Here is a 23,031-nt window from a genome sequence, read left to right on the forward strand (position 1 = left end):
AAAACGGGCCCGGCAAAGAGGCCCAAACCAACCAAGGGAGACTGAAATGAAGATGAAATCACTGGTGATGGCGGCCTCGGTCGCGGCATTGGCGGCAGGCGGCGCATGGGCCGAAGAGGGCAAGGTGAAGGTCGGCATGATCACCACGCTTTCAGGCGGCGGCGCGGGCCTTGGGATTGACGTGCGCGACGGGTTCCTGCTGGCCACCAAGATGGCCGGGAACGAGAACCTTGAGGTCGTGGTCGAGGACGACCAGCGCAAGCCCGAGATCGCGGTGCAACTGGCCGACAAGATGATCCAGTCCGAGAAGGTCGACGTCATGACCGGCATCATCTGGTCCAACCTCGCCATGGCCGTGGTGCCGGCGGCGACGGCCCAAGGAAAGTTCTACCTCTCGCCCAACGCCGGTCCCTCCGCGCTGGCGGGCAAGGGCTGCAACCCGCTTTACTTCAACGTGGCATGGCAGAACGACAACCTGCATGAGGCAGCGGGCGCCTATGCAAATGACGCGGGCTACGCGAACACCTTCATGCTGGCGCCGAATTACCCGGCGGGCAAGGACGCGTTGACCGGCTACAAACGCACCTATGAGGGCGAAGCGGCGGGCGAGGTCTATACCGATCTGGGCCAGACCGACTACGCCGCCGAGATCGCGCAGATCCGCGCCTCGGGCGCCGACAGCGTGTTCTTCTTCCTGCCCGGCGGCATGGGGATTTCTTTCCTCAAGCAATACGCCAACTCCGGCGTGGAACTGCCGGTGGTGGGTCCGGCCTTCAGCTTTGATCAGGGCATCCTTCAGGCCGTGGGCGAAGCCGCTGTTGGGATCAAGAACACCAGCCAGTGGAACAAGGATCTCGACAACGCGGCCAACAAGACCTTTGTCGAAGCCTTTCAGGAGGAATACGACCGTCTGCCGTCGCTCTACGCCAGCCAGGGCTATGACACCGCGAACCTGCTGCTAAGCGCGATGGAGAAGGCGGATGTGTCGGATGCCGAAGCCTTTGGCGCGGCGCTGAAAGAGGCTGATTTCGACAGCGTACGGGGCAAGTTTTCGTTTGGTAACAACAACCACCCGATCCAAGACTACTACGTGCGCGAAGTGGTCAAGGAGGGCGATGTCTATACCAACAAGCTCATCGGCCCCTCGCTGACCGATCACGCTGACGCCTACGCGGCCGACTGCAAGATGTAATCCCGCGCGGCCCCGGCGCTGACTTCGGTCACGCCGGGGCCGACAAACTAACGCTTTCACGCCGGGCTTCGTCCGGCGCGCCGGGAGGCTTTGCCAAATGTCATTCATCCTGCTCGTCGAACAGGTGCTGAACGGGGTCCAATCCGGGGTCATGTTGTTTCTCATGGCCGCCGGGCTCACGCTCATCTTCGGGGTCATGGGGCTCATTAATCTCGCCCATGGTTCGCTCTACATGGTCGGCGCCTTTGCCGCCGCGGCGGTGGCGGCGGCCACCGGGTCCTTCCTTCTGGCGCTGGTGGCCGCGCTTGCCGCTGCCGCCTTGGCGGGCTGCCTGATCGAGATGACGGTGATCCGTCGCCTTTATGACCGCGACCACCTCGATCAGGTTCTGGCGACCTTTGCGATGATCCTGATCTTTTCCGAGGGTACACGGTTCTTCTTTGGCTCCTTCCCGCTGTTTCTCGACATTCCCGCCGCGTTGGCGGGGCCGGTGACGCTGCCGGGGGGCATCCAGTATCCGCTTTACCGCCTTGTCATCATCGGTGTGGGTCTTGCCATCGCCGCCGGTCTCTTCCTGCTGATCGCCCGCACCCGCATCGGCATCCAGATCCGCGCGGGCGAGGCCGATCGCGAGATGATCGCGGCGCTCGGCGTCGATATCGCCAAGCTCTACACGTTGGTCTTCGCACTCGGGGCCGCCCTTGCGGGTCTCGCCGGGGCGTTGGTGGGGGCGATCCAGTCGGTGCAGGTGGGCATGGGCGAGCCGGTGCTGATCCTTGCCTTCGTGGTGATCGTCATCGGCGGCATCGGCTCGATCAAGGGCGCACTTATCGGCGCGCTGCTGGTGGGGCTGACGGATACGCTGGGTTCGGTCCTGCTGCCGCTGTTCTTTGCCAATTTCATGGAGGCTTCGGCGGCCACCTCCGTCGGCTCCTCGCTCGCCTCCATGTCGATCTACATTCTCATGGCGGGGGTCTTGCTATTCAAACCCACCGGCCTGTTTGGGGAGGCCTGAGCCATGATGCGCGAAAAACTCGTAAACGTCTTTCTCTTCCTGCTCCTGCCGGTCACGGCACTGGCGGCCTTTGCGCTGGACGAGCCCTTCATCATCACGCTGGCGACCAAGGCCGCGATCCTCGCCCTTGCGGGCGTGGGGCTGAATATCGCGCTTGGCCTCGGCGGGCTGGTGAGCTTTGGCCATGCGGCATTCTTTGGGATCGGCGGCTATGCAATGGGCATTCTCGCCGCCCATGCGCAGAGCTACACACCGATCATGGAGAGCCCATTTCTGATCGAAGGCACCAAGTCGATGCCGGTGATCTGGCTGGTGGCGATCGTGGTCTCTGGCCTTGCTGCGCTGCTGATCGGGGCGCTGTCTTTGCGCACCTCGGGCGTCTATTTCATCATGGTCACGCTCGCCTTCGGGCAGATGCTTTTCTACTTCTCGATCTCCTGGCCGGCCTATGGCGGGGAGGACGGGCTGTCGATCTACGTGCGCAACGGCTTTCCGGGGCTGAATACGCTCGATCCGCTGACCTTCTTTGCCATCGCCTTTGCCGTGCTGGCGCTGGTGCTGTTGTTCGCAGGCCGTCTGGCGCGCGCGCCCTTTGGCTTGGCACTCTCGGCAGCACGCCAGAATGCCGAGCGGGTCGAGGCCGTGGGCCTCGCACCCTTCCGGCTGCGGCTGGTGGCCTTTGTCATCTCGGGCGCTGTCACCGGACTGGCGGGCGCGCTTTTCGCCGATCTCAACCGTTTCGTCAGCCCCACGATGTTCTCGTGGCACACCTCTGGTGAGATCATGGTCTTCGTGATCCTCGGCGGGGTGGGGCGGCTCTTTGGCCCTGTGGCCGGGGCGGCGCTGTTTATCCTGTTGGAGCATGTCTTAGGCGGGCTGTCGGAGTTCTGGCACATTTACCTCGGCTTCCTGCTGCTGATGGTGGTGCTCTTTGCCCGGGGCGGGATGATCGGCCTCATCGCCGGACGGGAGGTGGCCCATGACTGAACAGATGACTGATGTGCTTTTGGATGTGCGCAACCTGCACAAGAGCTTCGGCGCCTTGAAGGCCACGGATGATGTCTCCATCACGCTGCGCCCGGGCGAGATCCATGCGCTCATTGGCCCCAACGGGGCGGGCAAGTCGACGCTGATCAAGCAGATCGCGGGCGGGCTGCGCTCGGACAGCGGCTCGGTGCATTTCGCAGGGCAGGACGTGACGCCGCTCAGCACCGTGCAGCGTGCGCGGGCCGGGCTGGGGCGGACCTTCCAGATCTCCTCGCTGGCGATGGAATACACGGTGCTGCAAAACGCGGTGCTGGGCGCGCTTGGTCAATCGGGCCGGGTGATGCGTTTCTTCGCCCCGGTGATGCGGCAGGCGGAGCTCAGGGCCGAGGCGATGCGCGCGCTGGAACTGGTGGGGCTGGCCGATCACGCGGCCAAGCGCACCTCGGACCTGTCGCATGGCCAACGGCGCCAGCTTGAGGTCGCCGTGGCGCTGACGCTGCGGCCCAAGGTCTTCCTGATGGATGAGCCGATGGCCGGTCTCGGGGCCAGCGGCTCGCGCGAGATGACCGGCTTTCTCGATGGCCTCAGGGCCGAGGCGCCGATCCTGTTGGTGGAGCATGACATGGACGCGGTCTTTGCACTCGCCGACCGCATCTCGGTGCTGGTTTACGGGCGCATCATCGCCAGCGGCACGGCGGCCGAGATCAAGGCCGATCCACAGGTCCGCGTGGCCTATCTGGGCGAGGAGGACGCGGCATGAGCCTGCTGGAACTGAAGGACATCACCGCCTCCTACGGGCCGACACAAGCGCTTTTCGGCGTCGATCTGGCGCTGGAGGCGGGCGAGGTCTGCGCGCTGATGGGGCGCAACGGGATGGGCAAATCTTCGACCATCAAGGTGATCTGCCGAATGCTGAAACACGACGGCGGCAGCCTGCGCCTGAATGGGCGCGACATTGCGGGGCTGCCGTCGTTTCGCGCTGCACAGGCTGGCGTAGGGCTGGTGCCCGAGGGGCGGCGCTGTTTCGCGACGCTGACGGTGCATGAAAACCTCATCGCCGCCGCGCGCCCCGGCCCGTGGGATGAGGCGCGGGTGGTCAAGCTCTTCCCCCGTTTGGGGGAACGGCGGGATCAGGCGGCAGGCTCGCTCTCGGGCGGGGAGCAGCAGATGCTGGCGATTGGCCGCGCGCTGATGACCAACCCGCAACTCCTGCTGTTGGATGAGGCGACCGAGGGGCTGGCCCCGGTGGTGCGTCAAGAAATCTGGGCCGCCGTGGCCGAGTTGAAGCGCGACAGCGGTCTGGCGCTTCTGGTGGTGGACAAATCCCTCGCCGAGCTGCGGCGCGTGGCCGATCACGCCGTCATCCTCGAACGGGGCCGCTCGGTCTGGGCCGGTCCGATGCCCGCGCTCGATACTCAAATCGCCGATCAATTCCTCGGCGTGTGACTGTTAACAAAAAGGAACACGACATGTCGCATCAAATCATTCAGCCCGAAGGCTGGGCCCCCGCGAAAGGCTATGCAAACGGCGTGCTGAGCGCGGATGGTCATCTGTTCGTCGGCGGTCAGATCGGCTGGACCGCCGAGCAGAAGTTCGAATGCCACGATTTCATCGGCCAGATGAAACAGGCGCTGCAAAACATCCGCGACGTGGTCGAAGCGGCGGGCGGCACGCCCGAGGATATCACCCGGCTGACGTGGTATGTCACGGATAAGAAAGAATATCTCGCCGCGCAAAAGGACGTGGGCCGCGCCTATCGCGAGGTGATGGGCAAACATTTCCCAGCCATGGCGATGGTGGTCGTCGCCGGTCTGGTCGAGGATGAAGCCAAGCTTGAGATCGAAGCCGACGCGGTGATTACGCGTTAAGCCAAGTCGCCGTCGGGGTCACCCCCGGCGGCGCAGCGCCGGAAGGGCCGCCGAAAAGGCCGAGGAAAGCGCAAAGAGACCCGCCGCGATGCTGACGATGCTGGGCCCCGTGGGCGTGTCGAACTCCAACGAGGCCAGCAGCCCCCCAAGGGCCGCTACCGCGCCCAGACCCATGGCCCAAAAAGCCATGGTTTCCGGGGTGCGGGCAAAAGGGCGGGCGGTGGCGGCGGGGATGATCAGCATTGCCGCGATCAGCAGCGCGCCGACCACTTTGATCGCCACGGCCACCATGATTGCCAGCGCCAGCGTCAGGATCAACTGCTCCCGCCGCGGATTGCCGCCCGCGGCCTGCGCCAGATCGGGGTTCAGCGTCGCCGCCAGCAGCGCCGACCAGCGCCACGCCAGCAACAGCGCCACCGCCACGGCGCCGCCCCAGATCACGCCGAGGTCAAAACGCGTCACGGCGAGGATTTCACCAAAAAGGTAGGAGGACAGATCGACCCGCTGTCCCGGCAGCAGGGACACGGCAACCAGACCAAGCGCCAGTGCGGAATGGGCCATCACGCCCAAAAGCGCGTCGGCGCTGACATTGCGGCCCGACAGCGTGCTGATCACCAGCGCCATGACGAGCGCCACCAAAAGCACGCCCGCGGTGATCGGCAGATCGGTCGCAAGCGCCAGCGCCACGCCCAAGAGGGCAGCATGGCTAGTGGCATCGCCGAAATAGGCCATGCGCCGCCAGATCACGAAACAGCCCAAAGGGGCGGCGGCCAGCGCCACCCCCAACCCGGCGAGGGCGGCGCGCAGAATGAAATCGTCAAGCATTCTCAGTCTCTTGGTGGTGGCCGTCACAGGCGGCGCCGTGATGGTGGTGGTGATGGTCGTGATCATGCCGGTAGAGCGCCAGCGCCCCTTGGGTGCCGCTGCCAAAGAGGGCGCGGTATTCGGGCGCTTCGGAGACTGTCTCGGGCGTGCCTTCGCAGCAGACATGGCCGTTGAGGCAGAGCACACGATCGCTGGCCGCCATTACGACATGCAGATCGTGGCTGACCATCAGCACGGCGCAGCCGAGGTCTTGGCGCACGGCTTCGATCTGGCGGTAAAAGGCGGCGGAGCCGGGCTGGTCCAGCCCCTGCGTCGCCTCGTCGAGGATCAGCAGATCGGGCCTTTCCAGCAGGGCGCGGGCCAGCAGCACGCGTTGGAATTGCCCGCCCGAGAGGTCGACCATCTGCCGCTCTGCCAGTTCCGGCACGCCAACGGTGGCCAGCGCCTCGCGGATTGCCTCGGGCTTTTGGCGGCGGGGCAGGTTGATGAAACGGCGCACGGTGAGCGGCAGGGTCGCGTCGATTTGCAGCTTTTGCGGCACATAGCCGATGCGCAGCCCCGGTTTGCGGGTGATCTTGCCCGCAGCCGGTTTCAACGCGCCGATCAGCGCGCGCAGCAGGCTGGATTTGCCCGACCCGTTGGGGCCGACGATGGTGACGATCTCACCAGCGTCGATATTGAAGTTCACGTCGCGCAGGGCGATCTGACCGTCGTGGCGCAGGGTCAGGCCGCGCGTATTGATCAGGCTCATGCACCGGGCTCCTGACAGGCGGGGCAGAGGCCCTCGGCCTCGACCACGCTGCGCTCGATGCGGAACCCGGCGGCGCGGGCGGCATCGCCAAGGCGGCTTTTGTTCGGGGTGGTATCGGCCTCCGCCACCGAGCGGCAGCTGCGGCAGATCAGAAAGGCGGGCGCGTGATCCTCGCCCGGGTGCACGCAGCCGACATAGGCATTGAGCGCTTCGATTTTATGGGCAAGCCCGGCTTTCACCAGAAAATCCAAGGCGCGATAGGCCACGGGGGGCTGCGCGCCCAGCCCCTCGGCCGACAGGCGGGCGAGCAGGTCATAGGCGCCCAAGGCGCGGTGTTCCGACAGCAGGATCTCCAGCGCGCGGCGGCGCACCGGGGTCAGCCGCAGCCCGCGTTCGGCGCATTGCGCTTCGGCCACCTGCATGGTGCTCCGCACGCAGGCGGCGTGGTCATGATCACTGAATCCTATGGGGCGCATGGGGAACCTCAATTCGTTTCGGTATTGATATGTTATAACAGCGGTGTTAGCAAGGTGATACTATAACATTTTGAAGGTCTGCCATGTATCGTTTCACGCTCCCCGCCGCCGTTCTCGCCGCTGCCGCGTCGCCGCTTTGGGCGGATGTCCCTGCTGTTGCGACAGATATCGCCCCGGTGCATGGGCTGGTGTCGCAGGTGATGGAAGGGGTCGGCACGCCCGACCTCATCGTGCCGCCGCGCAGCTCGCCCCATGGCTACGCCATGCGCCCCTCCGAGGCACGCGCGCTGAGCGGGGCCGATTTGGTCGTTTGGGTCGGCCCGTCGCTGACCCCATGGCTGGCGGATCCGCTGCAATCGCTGGCCAGCAGTGCGAGCCATCTGGCCTTGATGGAGCAGCCCGGCACGCGGGTTCTGGCCTTCCGCGAAGGGGCGACCTTTGAGCCGCATAGCCACGGTGACGAGGGGCATGAGGGTCACGAGGGCCATGATCACGCCGAGGAAGGGCATGACCACGACGCGCATGGGCATGATGACCACGGTCATGAGGGGCATGACCACGAAGAGCATGGTCACGAGGAGCATGACGAAGAGCATGACCACGGCGACCACGACCACGATCACGAGGCGCATGACCACGAGGGGCACGACCACGGGGATCATGACGATCACGGACATGGCGAGAAGGATCACGACGACCACGATCATGAGGACCACGGCCACGACGATCACGGCCATGAAGGTCACGATCACGCCCATGACGGCGACGATCCCCACGTCTGGCTCGACCCGCGCAATGGGCAGCTTTGGCTGGGCCAGATCGCCGAGGCGCTGGCGGAGCTAGACCCTGAGAACGCCGCGCAATATCGTGAGAACGCCGAGGCCGCTCAGGCCGAGCTTGCGGTCTTGGAGGAAGACATCGCCGAGACTCTCGCCCCGGTCAAAGACCGCCCCTTCATCGTCTTCCATGACGCCTACCACTATTTCGAAGCGCGTTTCGACATCGAAGCTCGTGGTGCCATCAGTGAAAATGACGCCCGCGCCCCGGGGGCTGCGCGTGTGGCAGAGCTGCGCGACTTGGTGGCCGAGAGCGGCGCGAAATGCGTCTTTGCCGAGCCGCAGTTCAACCCCGGCCTGATTGCCGCCGTGACCGAAGGGCAGGAAACCGGGACCGGCACGCTTGACCCGATCGGCGCGGATCTGGAGCTGGGCGTTTCCTTCTACCCCGATCTGCTGCGCGGCATGGCGCAGAGCATGTCTGACTGCCTGTCGGACTGATTTAGGCGCTGGCTAATAGAAGCAGCCCAATAAAAAGTGGTGCAGCCGGGGAAGCTGCACCACATCTTACATGCTGAAATGACTTTTATAGAATTCTGATCAGACGGCGATCTTGCCGCCGCCTTGCTTGGTAATGACGACCACCGCAGGGCGCGGGGGCATCTTGGGGTCGAAGTCGGGCCAGCGGGTGGCCGGGTCCTCAAAGGTGCTTTCGCGCTCGAAACCGGGGATGTCCTTGGTGCCATCCGTCCCCGGGTGCTGCACCGCGACAAAGAGCGTTTCGCCATTCTCGGTGAAGTAGGGGCCGCACATCTCACCGCCGATGGGGCAGCGGAAGAAGAGCTTCGAGGTGCCGCGCGCGTCGCCTTCGGTCTCAAGCGCATAAAGCCCATCGGATTTACCGGTTTTGCCCCAGCTGCTGCCCTGATCGGTGCTGATCCAGAGGCGCCCGTCGGCATCCATCGCGGCATTGTCGGGGCTGCCGAACCAGCCGTTCTCCGATGTCTCGGGGTTCCACTGGGCGCCGACTTCGGCCACCTTTGGGTCACCACATTGCACGAGGATCGACCAAGTGCCGCTGGTGGCGGCGTGGTCGGCATTTGCTTCTTTGATTTCGATGATATGGCCAAAGCTGCTTTCCGGGCGCGGGTTGGCGGCATTGGTGTCGCCCTGCTTGCGCTTGGTGTTGTTGGTCAGCAGGATATAGGCCGTGCCATCGCCGCGCGGCTGCGCGTCTTCGGGGCGGTCCATCGGGGTGGCGCCCAGCAGGTCGGCGGCGAGACGGGTGTCGATCATCACGTCGCCTTGGTCGTTAAACCCATTCTCGGCGGTCAGCGGCCCGGTGCCATGCACCAGCGGCAGCCAGTTGATCGTGCCGTCCTCTTCGAACCGCGCGACATAGAGCGTGCCATCGTCCAGCAGATTGCCATTGGCTGCCGGATCATCGGAAACCGTGCCTGCAGAGACGTATTTGTACTGATAGTCAAAGCGGTTGTCGTCGCCCATATAGACCACCAGCTTGCCGTCTTTGCTGACCGTGGTCTCGGCGCCTTCGTGGCGGAAACGGCCCAGAGCGGTGCGTTTGATGGGGGTGGAGGTCGGGTCCATTGGGTCAACCTCAACCACCCAGCCGAATTTGTTGGGCATGTTGGGTTCGGCGTCGACGTTGAAGCGGTCGTGCTTCTGGCCCCAAGCGTACCACATGCCCGGCACGCCGTAGCGCTCCCAAGACCGCTCTTCCACAGCGCCCGTGATGTCGGGCTTGCCTTCGGCGTCCAGCTTGTCGGTCCAGAAATAGCCGTGGAAGTTCTCTTCGGCCATCAGCCATGTGCCCCAAGGGGTCAGCCCGCCCGCGCAGTTGTTGAGCGTGCCGATGACCTTGGTGCCACTAGGATCGTCGTTGGTCTTCATCCGCGCGTGACCGGCGGCAGGGCCGCTCAGCGTCATGGCGGTGTCGAGGGGGGTAATGCGGCGGTTCATCTTGCCATCACGCACTACCTGCCACTTGCCCACCTCATCGCGGGCGATCTCGACGACCGAGCCGCCGTGCGCCGCCATCTCAATGTCGATCAACTCAGGCGTCATGCCTTTGAAGTCGACTTTGTCCTGACGGCCAAGGCCGGGGAACATGACCTCTTCATTGGTGTATTCGTGGTTCACGCACAAAAGGCCACGGCTGCCGTCTTCGTTCAGCGGCACAAAGCCCACGTAGTCGTTGTTATAGCCGAACTGTTTGAGCTGCGCGGCGGCGGTTTGGTTCATCACGTCGAATTCGGGCGCGTCGGCGGTGATCGGATCGCCCCAACGTAGCAGGATCTGCGCGTCATAGCCGGGGGCGACGTGGTGGGTCTCATCATTGCCCCATGCCAGTTCGTCAAAGACATAGCGGCTCTCGGCGGCGCGGGCTTTGGACGGGGCGATGGCGGCGGCGGTGCCGAAAAGGGCGGTGGTGGCCGAAACCCCAAGCATTCCGCGCAGGATGTCGCGGCGGCCATAGCGGGCGTTGATCACATCGCCGATGGTGCGCGACAGGTTCGCGTTGGTGGGGATGTCGTCGAAGGCCTCAAAGGCTTCGGCCTTGTTGCCGATGGCGGGGTCGTTGAGAATCTCGCGGCGGGTCATCATGCTTCCTCAGGTGACTTGGCTGGCCTCCATTTGCACCATGACTGTCACGGTTTTATGACGCGTCAGACTGTGCTGCGGCGAAATCCTACGATGAGTTGGCGCAGGCCCAAAGCCGCGCCCGCAAAGATCGCAGCCAGGGTCACCGGCCCGCTGAAGGCCAGCACCGAGATGGCCGAGATGCCTTGCCCGATGGTGCAGCCCATGGCGATCACCGCACCCGCCCCCATCAGCCCCGCGCCGAATATCTGGCGGCGGAGTTCGCGCGGGTCTTCGCAGGCTTCCCAGCGGAAATGCCCCTGCCAGAGCGAACCCAGAAAGGCCCCGACCCAGACCCCCGCGACCGAGCCGATGCCAAAACTCAGCGGGCGGACCGACCCCTGCATCGCATAGAGCAGCGTCTCTCCCACGGGGGCGGCATAGCTATGTGACATGAGCGTTTGCGCGCCAAAACCGGTCCGCGCCAGCCACGCCGTGCCCGCCCAGCCCGAGGTGATCGCAAGCCCGGCCACGGCGCCCCAAATCACTTTGCGCAGATCGCGGCGAAAACTGCGGGCGCCGAGCATCAGCAGGCAGACCGCAAGGCCCAGCAGAATGCCGATCAGCGCCACCGATCCGCCCGTAAGCGCGGCGACCGCATGGGCGATACCATCCGGCGGCCCGGCGTTCATTTGACGCGGGAAGAGCAGGGCGCGCGCCGGGGCAAGCGGGCCGGAGAGCACGGTAAAGGCCGCAAGCCCCATGACCAAGACAATCACGAAGGCGCGCAGGTCACCGCCGCCCAACCGCGCCAAAGCGCCAAAGCCGCAGGTGCCCGCCAGCGCCATGCCATAGCCGAAGATCAGCCCGCCAAAGACCGCAGGCGCCCAAGAGAAGGCAATCGTCAGGTGAAAGGCGCGGTCGAGGTTGATCAGCCCCAAGCTGGCAAGGGTGAAACTGCCCAGCATCGCCACCCCGATGGCCAGCCCCCACATCCGCATTCGGTCGCCCGATCCGCCATAGAGCAGGTCTTCGATCGCGCCGAGGGTGCAAAACCGCCCCAATCGTGCGGCGAGGCCCAGCAACACGCCGCCCAGCCCGCCCAGAAGGGCGGCGGTCAGCGGCTGGCCCCAAAGCTCAATCATCCTTGCAGAACAATTCGTAGACCAGTTCCAGCATCCTGCGCGGGCGGTCGTCGGTCAGCCGGTAATAGATCGTCTTGCCATCGCGGCGCGGCGTGACCAGACCTTCGAGCCTGAGCCGCGACAGCTGCTGCGACACCGCTGCCTGTCGGGTGGACAGCAGCGCCTCCAACTCGCTCACCGATTTCTCGCCAGAGACGAGGTGGCAAAGGATCATCAACCGCCCCTCATGGCTGATCGCCTTGAGGAAGTTCGACGCGGTCACGGCATTGGTCAGCATCCGGTCCATGTCCTCTTGGGACATGTCGGGGGTCATCACGGGCAGGCTTGTCATTCGGTCGGGTCCTCGAAATCGGTCTTGTCGTGCAAGAGCGTATCAAGCATGGGCCAGAAGAACTCCGCACCGGGGTAGCCTTCGAGGCGGCCCAATTCGACATCGTCTTCGACCAGCAAAAAGGTCGGGGTGAAGATCACCGCACGCTGCGGGGTGACGCTTTCCTCCACGGCGGAGATATCGACGCGGCGCAGCGGGGCGAAAGCCCCTTCGGCGGTCTTGGGATAGGCGGGGGCGATCTCTTCGTCCCAACGCTGGCAGTAGATGCAGCCGGGCTGTTCGACCATGACCAGTTCCACCGCCTCGACGGGCCGGGCGGGCAGGGCGGTCAGCGCCGCAAGGCTCAATGCGGTCAGTGTGCGGATCATCGGCTTGCCTGATTGACGTTTGGACGACACTCAACGTAATTTGAATATGTGAATTGTTCAAGCGTGGCGGACCGGCGCGGCGCGGGTGGGGGGTAACATGTTCGACATCACCTATGCAGGCGCGCTTTTCGCAGGGCTGCTCAGCTTCTTTACGCCCTGTATTCTGCCGATGGTGCCATTCTACCTTAGCTATATGGCGGGGCTCAGCGTCACCGAATTGCGCAGCGATGGCGCAATCGCGCCGGGGGCGCAGCGGCGCTTGGTGCTGTCCTCGGTGCTCTTCGCGCTTGGGGTCACGACGATCTTTGTTCTGCTCGGCATGGGTGCCACGGCCATCGGGCAGGTGTTCACCCAGTACCTTGAGCCGCTGAGCTGGGTTGCGGCAGCGATCCTGACAGTCTTCGGTCTGCACTTCCTCGGCGTGATCAAAGTGCCGCTGCTCTACCGCGAGGCGCGGCTGGAGGGGGGCGGCAAGCCCACCTCGGTCTGGGGCGCCTATGTCATGGGGCTGGCCTTCGGCTTTGGCTGGACACCCTGCGTCGGCCCCGCGCTGGCGGCGATCTTGATGATCGCCTCAGGCATGGGCGATATCGCCCGGGGCGGGCTGTTGCTGGCGGCCTATGGCGCGGGGATGACCGCGCCCTTCGTGGTGGCCGCGCTTTTCGCCAAACCGTTTCTCAACTGGGCCGCGCGGCATATGGCGCTGGTGCAAAAGGTGGAAAAGGCGATGGGGGTGATGCTGATCCTCTTTGCCGTGCTGATCGTGACCGGCGGGGTGCAACTGATCGCGGATGCGATGATCCGTTGGTTCCCCAGCTTCACGACGCTAGGATAGATGCAACAATCAGGAGGAGGACGCCAAGATGATCGGATCGAGGATAGGGGCCGCAGTGGCGGCGGCGATGCTGGCTTGGCCTTTGGCCGCGGCGGAACTGGGCGACGATGGGCTGCACAAGACACCCTGGATGCGCGACACCTTCAAAGACCTGCGCGAGGATCTGGAGGAGGCTAGGGGCGAGGACAAACGTCTGATGCTGATGTTCGAACAACGCGGCTGCATCTATTGCACCAAGATGCACGAAGAGGTTTTTCCCACCCCCGAAATCGCCAATTACATCGAAGAGAATTACTTTGTCGTGCAGCTGAACCTGCATGGCGATATCGAAGTGACCGATTTCGACGGGGAGACGCTCTCGGAAAAGCAGATGGCGCGGAAATGGGGGATTCTCTTCACCCCGACGCTGATGTTCCTGCCCCATGAGGTGCCCGAAGATGCGACCGCGCCGCAGGCGGCGGTGGCGGTGATGCCGGGGGCGTTCGGCAAGGGCACGACGCTTGATATGCTCACTTGGGTGAACGAGGAACGCTACGCGCTCGACGGCGATGAGGATTTCCAACGCTACCACGCGCGGATGATCCAAGAGCGCAACAATGGCAGCACCGATTGACCGGGGAAAGCGGCGCCGCACGTGGAAAGCTATTCAAAAGTTTGAATTTGTTGTTGCGCCGCGCCGCATCCCTGTCTTAGGGTCAGGTAAACCGGATCACACATCACCGTGATCGGCACTGGGAGGAAGTTTTCGATGATGAGATGGATCGCCGCCGCAATTGTGTCGGGCGCGCCCGTTCTGGCCGCCGCTGAAACCGTGGCACCTGCCGACGTGACCTATGATGACTATGGTTCGGTTGAACAATCCCTGACCGGGACACCCGGCGATGCCGCCAAGGGTGCGGCCATCGTCGGCAGCAAGAAAGCGGGCAACTGCGTGGCCTGCCACCAGATCAGCGCGCTTAGCGAGGTTCCCTTTCAGGGCGAAATCGGTCCGATGCTCGACGGGGCGGGCGACCGCTGGAACGAGGCCGAGTTGCGCGGCATCGTGGCCAATAGCAAGATGACCTTCGAAGGCTCGATGATGCCGTCCTATTACAAGACCAGCGGCTACATCCGCCCCGGCGACGGCTTCACCGGCAAAGCGGGGACCGAACCGTTGCCGCCGCTGCTGGACGCGCAGCAAATCGAAGATGTCGTGGCCTTTCTGGCGACGCTTAAGGAAGAGTAACGCGGCCCCGCCGCCCTGCGAGAGCAGGCGGCGGCGGTGGACCGGTGCAAGAGATCGCGAGCCTAGGCCTCGTGGAACGGAATGACGGCGCCCCGCGCCGCAGACGAACAAGGAGATGAGAGATGAACTTCTCAAGACGTGAAACTCTGGGCCTCGGCCTTGGCGCCATGGCGCTGACCATCCTGCCGGTGGGGGCTTCGGCCGCCACGGTGGACGAACTGATCGCGGAATTCACTGGCGGGGCCGATATGGCCGACACCGGCGTGACCCTGACCGCGCCTGAAATTGCGGAGAATGGCAACACCGTGCCGATCTCGGTCGAGGCACCGGGCGCTTCGGCCATCATGGTGCTCGCTGCGGGCAACCCGACGCCGCCCGTGGGCACCTTCAACTTCGGCCCGCTGGCGGGCTCGCGCAGCGCCTCCACCCGCATCCGGCTGGCGCAGACCCAAGATGTCATCGCCATCGCCAAGCTGGAAGACGGCACATTCGCCCGCACCAGCGCTGAGATCAAAGTTACAATCGGTGGCTGCGGCGGCTAAGCCCGCGCGCCCCAAATCAGGAGTTTAGAAAATGGCAGAAGGTGTAACACCCCGCGTCAAAGTGCCGAAAAAGGCCGAGGCCGGCGAGGTCATCACGATCAAGACGCTGATCAGCCACCCGATGGAATCGGGCCAGCGCAAGGACAGCGACGGCAACGTCATCCCGCGTTCGATCATCAACCGCTTCACCGCCGAGTTCAACGGCGAGAACGTGATCGACGTGAAGATGGAACCGGCGATGTCGACCAACCCCTATTTCGAATTCGACGCCACCGTTCCGGAAGCGGGAGAGTTCAAGTTCACGTGGTACGACGACGACGGTTCGGTCTACGAAGAAGTCAAATCCATCGCCATCGGCTGACCCACCGGGTCAGCCAAGCGGCGCATGGAACAGGGAGGAAAGACATGAAATTCAAGGCAATGACCGCGGTCGCGGCGCTTTTGGTGGCCGCCCCCACGCTGGGGGCCGCCGATGAGGAGGCCGAGCTTGTCGTCAACGGCGAGATCGAGATTGTGACCAAGACCGATGCGCCCGCGCATCTCGACGGCGCCTTGCCCGAGATCATGTCTGGCTGGCGTTTCCGCTCGGACGAGACGCAGCAGCTTCAAATGGACGACTTCGACAACTCTGGCATGATCTTTGTCGATCAGGCGCAGGCGGCTTGGGACACGGCAGAGGGCAGCGAGGGCAAATCCTGCGCCTCCTGCCACAACGATGTCGAAACCTCGATGAAGGGGGTCCGCGCGGTCTATCCGAAGTGGAACGAGGACGCGGGCGAGGTGCGCACGCTGGCGCAGCAGATCAACGACTGCCGCGAGAACCAGATGGGCGCGGAGCCCTACAAGTACACCGGCAACCAGATGACGGCGATGGAAGCGCTGATCTCGGTCCAGTCGCGCGGCATGCCGGTCAACGTGGCGATCGACGGCCCGGCCCAGAGCACATGGGAACAGGGCAAGGAGATGTATTACACCCGCTACGGCCAGCTTGAACTCAGCTGCGCCAACTGCCACGAGGACAACTACGGCAACATGATCCGGGCCGATCACCTGAGCCAGGGCCAGATCAACGGCTTCCCGGTTTACCGTCTGAAGAACACCAAGCTCAACAGCGCCCACGCGCGTTTCAAGGGCTGCGTGCGCGACACGCGGGCCGAGACCTTCAGCCCCGGCAGCCCCGAGTTCGTGGCGCTGGAGCTTTACGTCGCCAGCCGCGGCAACGGCCTGTCGGTCGAAGCCCCCTCGGTGCGTAACTGATTTAACTTCCGGGCGTTTCGCCTGACCTGATCCCGCCCCCCGTCCCGGGGGCGGGGCCTTTCCCTGTTTTCAAGTGCTGGAGCGTAACATGCTGTCTCGCCGTGATTTTCTGCAAATGTCCATGGCTGCGGCCTCCATCTACGGCGGCTCGGGCTTCGGCAACTGGGCGCGGCTGGCGGCGCAGGACCGCTTTGATCAGGACGCGCTTCTGGAGTTCGAGAAGTTCGGCAATGTCACCCTGATGCATGTGACCGACATCCATGCCCAGCTAAAGCCGATCTATTTCCGCGAGCCCGCCGTGAACATCGGCGTGGGCGAGAACCGCGGCAAGGTGCCCCATATCACCGGCGAGGATTTCCGCGTCCGCTACGGCATCGGCGGCGGCACGCCGCTGGATTATGCCCTGACCTACGACGATTTCGTGGCCCAAGCACAGGCCTACGGGAAGGTCGGCGGGCTCGACCGCGTGGCCACCGTGCTCAATGCCATCCGCGCCGACCGCCCTGACGCGCTGCTCTTGGACGGCGGCGATACATGGCACGGCTCGATGACCTGTCTCAAGACCGAGGGTCAGGACATGGTCAACGTGATGAACGCGCTGAAGCCCGATGCGATGACCTTCCACTGGGAGTTCACGCTGGGCTCCGAGCGGGTACAGGAGATCGTCGAGGGGCTGCCCTTCGCCGCCCTCGGCCAGAACATCTTTGACCGCGAATGGGACGAACCGGCAGAGCTGTTCAAGCCCTACGAATTCTTCGAGCGCGGCGGCGTAAAGATCGCCGTCATCGGGCAGGCCTTTCCCTATATGCCGATCGCCAACCCCGGCTGGATGTTCCCCGAATACTCCTTCGGCATCCGCGACGAGCATATGCAGCAGATGGTCGACGAGGTCCGCGCGCAGGGGGCCGAACTGGTCGTCTGTCTGAGCCACAACGGTTTCGACGTCGACAAGAAGATGGCCGGGATCGTCAAGGGGATCGACGTGATCCTCTCGGGCCATACCCATGACGCGCTGCCCGAACCGGTGCTGGTGGGCGAGACGCATATTATCGCCTCCGGCTCGAACGGGAAATTCGTCTCCCGCGTCGATCTGGACGTGCGCGACGGCAAGATGATGGGCCTGCGGCACAAGCTCATCCCGATCTTCTCGGACCTGATCACGCCGGACGCGGAGGTGGCCAAGCTGATCGACGCGCAGCGCGCGCCTTTCCTTGAGGATCTGACCCATGTGGTGGGGCAGAGCGATGCGCTGCTCTACCGCCGTGGCAACTTCAACGGCACCTGGGACGACCTTATTTGCGACGCGCTGCTGAGCGAGCGCGACGCCGAGATCGCGCTCAGCCCCGGGGTCCGCTGGGGGCCGTCGATCCTGCCGGGTCAGGACATCACCCGCGAGGATATCTTCAACGTCACCGCCATGACCTATCCCAATGCCTATCGCACGGAAATGACGGGCGAATTCCTGAAAGTCGTGCTGGAGGACGTGGGCGACAACCTGTTCAACCCCGATCCCTATTACCAGCAGGGCGGGGACATGGTGCGCGTCGGTGGCATGGGCTTCAAGATGGACATCGCCAAGCCGCAGGGCGAGCGCATCAGCGAGATGACCTTGCTCAGCACCGGCGAGCCGATTGATCCGCAGCGCAGCTATGTCGTGGCCGGTTGGGCCTCCGTCAACGAAGGCACCGAAGGTCCGCCGATCTGGGACGTGGTGGAAAGCCATATCTCCAAACTGAACACCGTGGGCGAAGGCGCCCGGACCCCGGTGAAATTCGTTCTGCCAAAGTAAGAAAAATGAGAATAGGGGTTCTCACATAGATACAAATTCAATAAAATGAATTTGAATATGTGAGGGCCACGACATGACAGAAGAGAACCACAAGGGGCCATCGCGCCGTGCCTTTCTGACGGGGGCAGGGGCGGCGGCCGCGGGGACGCTGGCAGGGCAAGCCAGTGCCGCGCAGACCGATCCGGGCATCGCGATCCATCCATGGATGCAGGAGTTGGGGGACGGCGTCGATGTCGCGCCCTACGGCATGCCCTCGCCGCATGAGGCGGATGTGAAACGCCGCACTGTGGAATGGCTGACCGCCGACCCGGTGAGCTCGATTAACTTCACCCCGCTGCATGACCTTGATGGGACCATCACCCCCAACGGGCTTTGCTTTGAACGGCACCACTCGGGCGTGGCCAAAGTGGATCCCGCGCAGCACCGGCTGATGATCAACGGGCTGGTCGACAAGCCGCTGGTGCTGACGATGGACGACCTGCACCGCTTCCCCCGCGAGAACCATGTCTATTTCCTCGAATGTGCGGCCAACTCCGGCATGGAGTGGCGCGGCGCGCAGCTCAATGGCTGCCAGTTCACCCACGGCATGATCCACAACGTCCAATACACCGGCGTCCCGCTGCGGCTGGTGCTGGAGGAGGCGGGCGTGAAGCCCGAGGGCAAGTGGCTGCTGGCCGAGGGCGCGGATGCCGCGGCGATGAGCCGGTCGATCCCGATGGAAAAGGCGCTCGACGATTGCCTCGTGGCCTTCAAGATGAACGGCGAGGCGCTGCGCCCCGAACAAGGCTACCCGGTGCGCCTCGTCGTGCCCGGATGGGAGGGCAACATGTGGGTCAAATGGCTGCGCCGGCTCGAGGTCGGCGACCAGCCTTGGCACCACCGCGAGGAGACCAGCAAATATACCGACCTTATGGCCGACGGTGTGGCGCGGCGCTTCACTTGGGAGATGGACGCGAAATCGGTCATCACCAGCCCCAGCCCGCAGGCGCCGATCACCCATGGCCCGGGGCCGACCGTTCTGACCGGCCTCGCTTGGTCGGGCCGCGGCACGATCCCGCGCGTGGACGTGACGCTCGACGGTGGCATCACCTGGCATCAGGCGCGGATGGACGGGCCGAGCACGTCCAAGGCGCTGCACCGCTTCTACTTCGACTTCGAATGGGACGGCAAACCCTTGCTGCTGCAAAGCCGCGCGCATGACAGCACCGGCTACGTCCAGCCCACCAAACACGCGCTGCGCGCGGTCCGGGGCGAGAATTCGATCTACCACAACAACGGCATCCAGACCTGGGCGGTCGATGCAGACGGAAAGGCCGAAAATGTCGAGATTTCTTAAAGCTGCCCTCCTGACCACCGCGCTGGCAAGCCCGCTGGCCGGCGAGCCTTTGGGCCTCGGCCGCGCCGCCACTCCTCAAGAGATCGCGCTGTGGGATATCGATGTGCGCCCTGACGGCACAGGTCTGCCCGAGGGTCGCGGCGACGTGATGACCGGGGATGAGATTTACACCGAGAAATGCGCCTCCTGCCACGGTGTCTTTGGCGAGGGCACGGGCCGTTGGCCGGTCCTCGCGGGCGGGCAGGGCAACCTGACCGACATGCGCCCCGTCAAAACGATCGGTAGCTATTGGCCATACCTTTCAACGGTTTACGACTATGTGAACCGGGCGATGCCCTTCGGCGATGCGCAGTCGCTGAGCGATGACGAGGTCTATGCGATCACCGCCTATTTGCTCTATCTCAATGACGAGGTGGATGAGGATTTCGTGCTCTCGTCAGAGAACTTCGCCAAGCTGCGCCTGCCGAATGAGGAGGCCTTCAAACCCGATGACCGGGCGGAGGTTGAGTTTGCGTCCTTCAAACAAGAGCCCTGCATGAGCGATTGCAAACCCTCGGTCGAGATCACCATGCGCGCCGCCGTGCTGGACGTGACGCCCGAGGAGACCGCCGCCAAGGCCGCAGCCGAAGAGGCTAAGGCCGAAGAGACCAAAGCCGCGGCGGAGCCTGCCCCCGAAGAGCCCCCCGCGCCGGTCGGAGTGGCCGAAGCCCCCGCCGCAGATCCCGCGCTGATCAAGGCCGGGGAGAAAGCGTTTCGCAAATGCAAATCCTGCCACCAGATCGGCGCCAAGGCCAAGAACCGTGTCGGGCCGATGCTGAACGGCATCGTGGATGGTCCGGCGGGTGCGGTTGACGGCTTCCGCTACTCCAAAGCCATGCAGGCCGCAGCGGCAGAGGGGTTGGTCTGGTCTCACGATGAGTTGAGCGCCTTTCTGGCGGACCCTAAGGGTTTCATGAAAGGCACTAAAATGTCGTTCCGAGGTGTGCGCAAGCCCGAGGATATCGACGCGTTGATCGCCTACCTGCGCGACGCGTCGGAGTGATCGGCGCGATTAGCGCAGACTGTCGTGCCTGCCCCCCTTGAACCCCCATACCGGGGGGACTAATCTCTGGGTAACAGTTTTGCGGGTATGGTCCCGCGAACAGGAACTGAGGCAGGCACGCATGAACGATCCGATCAACACCTATATGAACACGCTTGTCCCGATGGTGGTTGAGCAAACCAGCCGGGGCGAGCGGTCCTACGACATCTTCTCGCGTCTGCTGAAAGAGCGGATCATCTTCGTCAACGGCCCGATCCACAGCGGGATGAGCCATCTGGTCGTCGCCCAGCTGTTGCACCTTGAGGCCGAGAACCCCTCCAAGGAAATCAGCATGTACATCAACTCGCCCGGTGGCGAGGTGACGGCGGGCCTGTCGATCTACGACACGATGCAATACATCAAGCCCAAGGTCTCCACCCTGATCTGCGGCATGGCGGCCTCCATGGGGTCGGTCATCGCGATCGGCGGCGAAAAGGGCATGCGTTTCGCGCTGCCCAATGCCGAGGTGATGATCCACCAGCCCTCCGGCGGTTCGCAGGGCATGGCCGAAGATATCCTGATCTCGGCGCGGCACATCGAGCGCACCCGTGAGCGGATGTATCAGCTCTATGTCAAACACTCCGGCCAGCCGCTGGAAACCGTTCAAAAAGCCCTCGACCGTGATCTGTGGATGACGCCCGAGGAAGCCAAGGAATGGGGCCATCTGGATGAGATCGTCGAAAGCCGTGGCAAGGCCGATGAGGCCGCCGCCGGTGGCAAGGACAAGAAAGACAAGTAATCGAAGGGGCCCGGCGCTGCATATTTTGCGATTGTAGCGCCGGGGTCACTGGCCTAAGCTTGAGGCCAAATCTCGCGGCCCCAAGACCGGGGCGGACATACACGACAGACCTGAAAGGTTTGAGATGGCGAATAATTCCGGCAACGACAGCAAAAATACGCTCTACTGTAGCTTCTGCGGCAAGAGCCAGCACGAGGTGCGCAAGCTGATTGCGGGGCCGACCGTGTTCATCTGCGACGAATGCGTCGAGCTGTGCATGGATATCATCCGAGAAGAGACCAAAGCCTCGGGCCTCAAGGCGACCGATGGCGTGCCCACGCCCCGCGACATCTGCGGCGTGTTGGACGACTATGTGATCGGTCAGGCGATGGCCAAGCGCGTGCTCTCGGTGGCGGTCCACAACCACTACAAGCGGTTGAACCACGCCCAGAAGGGCGGCGATATCGAACTGGCGAAATCCAACATCCTGCTGATCGGCCCCACCGGCTGCGGGAAGACGTTGCTGGCGCAGACGCTGGCGCGCATCCTTGATGTGCCCTTCACCATGGCCGATGCGACCACGCTGACCGAAGCCGGCTATGTCGGTGAGGATGTGGAGAACATCATTCTCAAGCTGTTGCAGGCGTCGGAATACAACGTCGAGCGCGCACAGCGCGGCATCGTCTATATCGACGAGGTCGACAAGATTACCCGCAAGTCGGAAAACCCCTCGATCACCCGCGACGTGTCGGGTGAGGGCGTCCAGCAGGCGCTGCTGAAGCTGATGGAAGGCACCGTGGCCTCCGTGCCGCCGCAGGGCGGGCGCAAGCATCCGCAGCAGGAGTTCCTGCAGGTGGACACCACGAACATCCTCTTCATCTGCGGTGGTGCTTTCGCCGGTCTCGACAAGATCATCGCGCAGCGCGGCAAAGGCTCTGCCATGGGCTTTGGCGCCGATGTGCGTGACAATGACGCCCGCGGCATTGGTGAGATTTTCACTGACCTCGAACCCGAAGACCTGCTGAAGTTCGGCCTGATCCCGGAATTCGTAGGCCGTCTGCCGGTTCTGGCGACGCTCGAAGATCTGGACGAGGACGCTTTGGTCACCATCCTGACCGAGCCGAAGAACGCTTTGGTCAAGCAGTACCAGCGTCTGTTCGAATTGGAGGACACGCAGCTGACCTTCACCGATGACGCGCTGCAAGCCATCGCCAAACGCGCGATCGAGCGGAAGACCGGCGCGCGGGGCCTGCGCTCCATCCTCGAAGACATCCTGCTCGACACGATGTTCGAACTGCCGGGGCTGGAGACGGTGAGCGAAGTGGTCGTCAACGAGGAGGCCGTCTCATCCGAGGCCAAGCCGTTGATGATCCACGCTGACAGCGAAAGCAAAGAACCAGCCAGCGCGGGTTAAGCGCGTAAGGCAAAGTCATAGGGGCGGGCCATCTGGCCCGCCCTTTTGCGTTTCAGGAGAGGGCTTTATGCAGCGCATTTCATCGGGCGGTATCTATGAGGACAAGATCGGCTACAGCCGCGCTGTGGTGGCGGGGGGCATGGTCCATGTCTCCGGCACCGTGGGTGAGGGGGCAGAGGTGACAGCGCAATGCGCGGCGGCACTGGCAACGATCAAGGCGGCCTTGACCGAGGCGGGCAGTGATTTCGCCCATGTGGTGCGCGTCACCTATATGCTGCCCGACGCGGTGGAGTTCGAAGCCTGCTGGCCGCTTCTACGTGCCGCCTTCGGCGCGCATCCGCCCGCCGCGACGATGATCGAATGCGGGCTGATCGACCCGAAATACCGGATTGAGATCGAATGCACGGCCCTTTTGCGCGCGGCGGCAGAGGGCTGATTTGCGGTGGTGAATCCTGCCGCGCGTGGAACCTCCTGCGCGGTGAGGCTGGACGCCAAAGCC

26 protein-coding genes are annotated in these 23,031 nt (G+C 63.8%); 19 read left to right on the top strand and 7 right to left on the bottom strand.

All coding sequences use genetic code 11. The annotated features are described in order from the left end of the window. Positions 1 to 46: 46 nt before the first annotated feature. The 6 genes from J7392_RS17660 (at position 47) to J7392_RS17685 (ending at position 5,062) form a co-directional block, all read left to right on the top strand. Positions 47 to 1,192 carry an ABC transporter substrate-binding protein gene (locus J7392_RS17660; RefSeq protein WP_209218724.1) on the top strand — a complete coding sequence of 382 codons (1,146 nt, stop codon included), beginning with the start codon at positions 47 to 49 and terminating at the stop codon, positions 1,190 to 1,192. Positions 1,193 to 1,289: 97 nt separating this feature from the next. Next, complete coding sequence (locus J7392_RS17665) at positions 1,290 to 2,207, top strand: branched-chain amino acid ABC transporter permease (RefSeq protein WP_136720382.1); 918 nt, start codon at positions 1,290 to 1,292, stop codon at positions 2,205 to 2,207. Positions 2,208 to 2,210: 3 nt separating this feature from the next. Beyond that, positions 2,211 to 3,194, top strand: a complete 984-nt coding sequence (locus J7392_RS17670) for a branched-chain amino acid ABC transporter permease (protein WP_209218725.1) — start codon at positions 2,211 to 2,213, stop codon at positions 3,192 to 3,194. A 4-nt stretch (positions 3,195 to 3,198) separates the two neighbouring features. After that, entirely contained in the window at positions 3,199 to 3,954 is a 756-nt protein-coding gene (locus J7392_RS17675; RefSeq protein WP_209218783.1) for an ABC transporter ATP-binding protein, read from the top strand. After that, positions 3,951 to 4,640: an ABC transporter ATP-binding protein gene (locus J7392_RS17680; protein WP_209218726.1), complete on the top strand. Its 690-nt coding sequence runs from the start codon at positions 3,951 to 3,953 to the stop codon at positions 4,638 to 4,640. The genes J7392_RS17675 and J7392_RS17680 overlap by 4 nt, the downstream gene beginning before the upstream one ends. A gap of 23 nt (positions 4,641 to 4,663) precedes the next feature. Further along, a complete protein-coding gene (locus J7392_RS17685) occupies positions 4,664 to 5,062 on the top strand; it encodes a RidA family protein (RefSeq protein ID WP_209218727.1) in 399 nt (132 codons plus the stop codon). Positions 5,063 to 5,080: 18 nt separating this feature from the next. Here J7392_RS17685 and J7392_RS17690 read toward each other — a convergent pair whose 3' ends face one another. From J7392_RS17690 to J7392_RS17700, 3 genes are read right to left on the bottom strand one after another with little or no spacing between them, the layout of a single operon-like run. Next, positions 5,081 to 5,887 (bottom strand): metal ABC transporter permease, encoded by an 807-nt coding sequence (locus tag J7392_RS17690; RefSeq protein ID WP_209218728.1) that lies wholly within the window; start codon positions 5,885 to 5,887, stop codon positions 5,081 to 5,083. Next, positions 5,880 to 6,638, bottom strand: a complete 759-nt coding sequence (locus J7392_RS17695; RefSeq protein WP_209218729.1) for a metal ABC transporter ATP-binding protein — start codon at positions 6,636 to 6,638, stop codon at positions 5,880 to 5,882. The genes J7392_RS17690 and J7392_RS17695 overlap by 8 nt, the downstream gene beginning before the upstream one ends. Beyond that, positions 6,635 to 7,114 carry a transcriptional repressor gene (locus J7392_RS17700; protein WP_067267520.1) on the bottom strand — a complete coding sequence of 160 codons (480 nt, stop codon included), beginning with the start codon at positions 7,112 to 7,114 and terminating at the stop codon, positions 6,635 to 6,637. The genes J7392_RS17695 and J7392_RS17700 overlap by 4 nt, the downstream gene beginning before the upstream one ends. 83 nt (positions 7,115 to 7,197) lie before the next feature. Between J7392_RS17700 and J7392_RS17705 the strand changes: the two genes are divergently transcribed. After that, a complete protein-coding gene (locus J7392_RS17705) occupies positions 7,198 to 8,391 on the top strand; it encodes a zinc ABC transporter substrate-binding protein (RefSeq protein WP_209218730.1) in 1,194 nt (397 codons plus the stop codon). A 99-nt stretch (positions 8,392 to 8,490) separates the two neighbouring features. On the opposite strand, the gene J7392_RS17710 is transcribed toward J7392_RS17705, so the two are convergent. The 4 genes from J7392_RS17710 to J7392_RS17725 form a co-directional block, all read right to left on the bottom strand. Next, a complete protein-coding gene (locus J7392_RS17710; RefSeq protein WP_209218731.1) occupies positions 8,491 to 10,512 on the bottom strand; it encodes a PhoX family phosphatase in 2,022 nt (673 codons plus the stop codon). A gap of 65 nt (positions 10,513 to 10,577) precedes the next feature. Further along, on the bottom strand, positions 10,578 to 11,636 hold the full coding sequence (locus J7392_RS17715) for a YeeE/YedE family protein (protein WP_209218732.1): 1,059 nt from the start codon (positions 11,634 to 11,636) through the stop codon (positions 10,578 to 10,580). Further along, a complete protein-coding gene (locus J7392_RS17720; protein WP_209218733.1) occupies positions 11,629 to 11,967 on the bottom strand; it encodes a metalloregulator ArsR/SmtB family transcription factor in 339 nt (112 codons plus the stop codon). Before J7392_RS17720 ends, J7392_RS17715 begins: the two co-directional genes overlap by 8 nt. Then, the gene (locus J7392_RS17725) at positions 11,964 to 12,335 is read right to left on the bottom strand and encodes a hypothetical protein (protein ID WP_209218734.1); all 372 of its coding nucleotides are present in this window, start codon (positions 12,333 to 12,335) and stop codon (positions 11,964 to 11,966) included. Before J7392_RS17725 ends, J7392_RS17720 begins: the two co-directional genes overlap by 4 nt. A 97-nt stretch (positions 12,336 to 12,432) precedes the next feature. Between J7392_RS17725 and J7392_RS17730 the strand changes: the two genes are divergently transcribed. The 12 genes from J7392_RS17730 (at position 12,433) to J7392_RS17785 (ending at position 22,968) form a co-directional block, all read left to right on the top strand. After that, a complete protein-coding gene (locus tag J7392_RS17730; protein ID WP_209218735.1) occupies positions 12,433 to 13,170 on the top strand; it encodes a cytochrome c biogenesis protein CcdA in 738 nt (245 codons plus the stop codon). 28 nt (positions 13,171 to 13,198) lie between these two features. Then, on the top strand, positions 13,199 to 13,783 hold the full coding sequence (locus J7392_RS17735; RefSeq protein WP_209218736.1) for a thioredoxin family protein: 585 nt from the start codon (positions 13,199 to 13,201) through the stop codon (positions 13,781 to 13,783). Positions 13,784 to 13,921: 138 nt separating this feature from the next. Further along, the gene (gene soxX, locus J7392_RS17740; protein WP_067267550.1) at positions 13,922 to 14,395 is read left to right on the top strand and encodes a sulfur oxidation c-type cytochrome SoxX; all 474 of its coding nucleotides are present in this window, start codon (positions 13,922 to 13,924) and stop codon (positions 14,393 to 14,395) included. A gap of 122 nt (positions 14,396 to 14,517) precedes the next feature. Next, positions 14,518 to 14,937, top strand: a complete 420-nt coding sequence (gene soxY, locus J7392_RS17745) for a thiosulfate oxidation carrier protein SoxY (RefSeq protein ID WP_168613463.1) — start codon at positions 14,518 to 14,520, stop codon at positions 14,935 to 14,937. 31 nt (positions 14,938 to 14,968) lie between these two features. Beyond that, complete coding sequence (gene soxZ / locus J7392_RS17750; RefSeq protein WP_168613464.1) at positions 14,969 to 15,298, top strand: thiosulfate oxidation carrier complex protein SoxZ; 330 nt, start codon at positions 14,969 to 14,971, stop codon at positions 15,296 to 15,298. A gap of 44 nt (positions 15,299 to 15,342) precedes the next feature. Beyond that, on the top strand, positions 15,343 to 16,194 hold the full coding sequence (soxA, locus tag J7392_RS17755) for a sulfur oxidation c-type cytochrome SoxA (RefSeq protein WP_209218737.1): 852 nt from the start codon (positions 15,343 to 15,345) through the stop codon (positions 16,192 to 16,194). An 88-nt stretch (positions 16,195 to 16,282) separates the two neighbouring features. Continuing rightward, the gene (soxB, locus tag J7392_RS17760; protein ID WP_209218738.1) at positions 16,283 to 17,983 is read left to right on the top strand and encodes a thiosulfohydrolase SoxB; all 1,701 of its coding nucleotides are present in this window, start codon (positions 16,283 to 16,285) and stop codon (positions 17,981 to 17,983) included. 73 nt (positions 17,984 to 18,056) lie between these two features. Then, positions 18,057 to 19,319 carry a sulfite dehydrogenase gene (soxC, locus tag J7392_RS17765; protein WP_209218739.1) on the top strand — a complete coding sequence of 421 codons (1,263 nt, stop codon included), beginning with the start codon at positions 18,057 to 18,059 and terminating at the stop codon, positions 19,317 to 19,319. Next, positions 19,303 to 20,361 (top strand): c-type cytochrome, encoded by a 1,059-nt coding sequence (locus tag J7392_RS17770; RefSeq protein WP_209218740.1) that lies wholly within the window; start codon positions 19,303 to 19,305, stop codon positions 20,359 to 20,361. The genes soxC and J7392_RS17770 overlap by 17 nt, the downstream gene beginning before the upstream one ends. A gap of 121 nt (positions 20,362 to 20,482) precedes the next feature. Then, entirely contained in the window at positions 20,483 to 21,139 is a 657-nt protein-coding gene (locus tag J7392_RS17775) for an ATP-dependent Clp protease proteolytic subunit (protein WP_067267539.1), read from the top strand. Positions 21,140 to 21,263: 124 nt separating this feature from the next. Further along, a complete protein-coding gene (gene clpX, locus J7392_RS17780; protein ID WP_067267540.1) occupies positions 21,264 to 22,532 on the top strand; it encodes an ATP-dependent Clp protease ATP-binding subunit ClpX in 1,269 nt (422 codons plus the stop codon). Between the two features lie 67 nt (positions 22,533 to 22,599). After that, a complete protein-coding gene (locus J7392_RS17785) occupies positions 22,600 to 22,968 on the top strand; it encodes a Rid family hydrolase (protein WP_209218741.1) in 369 nt (122 codons plus the stop codon). Positions 22,969 to 23,031 lie beyond the last annotated feature (63 nt).

The sequence above is a fragment of the Sulfitobacter sp. R18_1 genome, assembly GCF_017743915.1.
GTDB lineage: Bacteria > Pseudomonadota > Alphaproteobacteria > Rhodobacterales > Rhodobacteraceae > Sulfitobacter > Sulfitobacter faviae.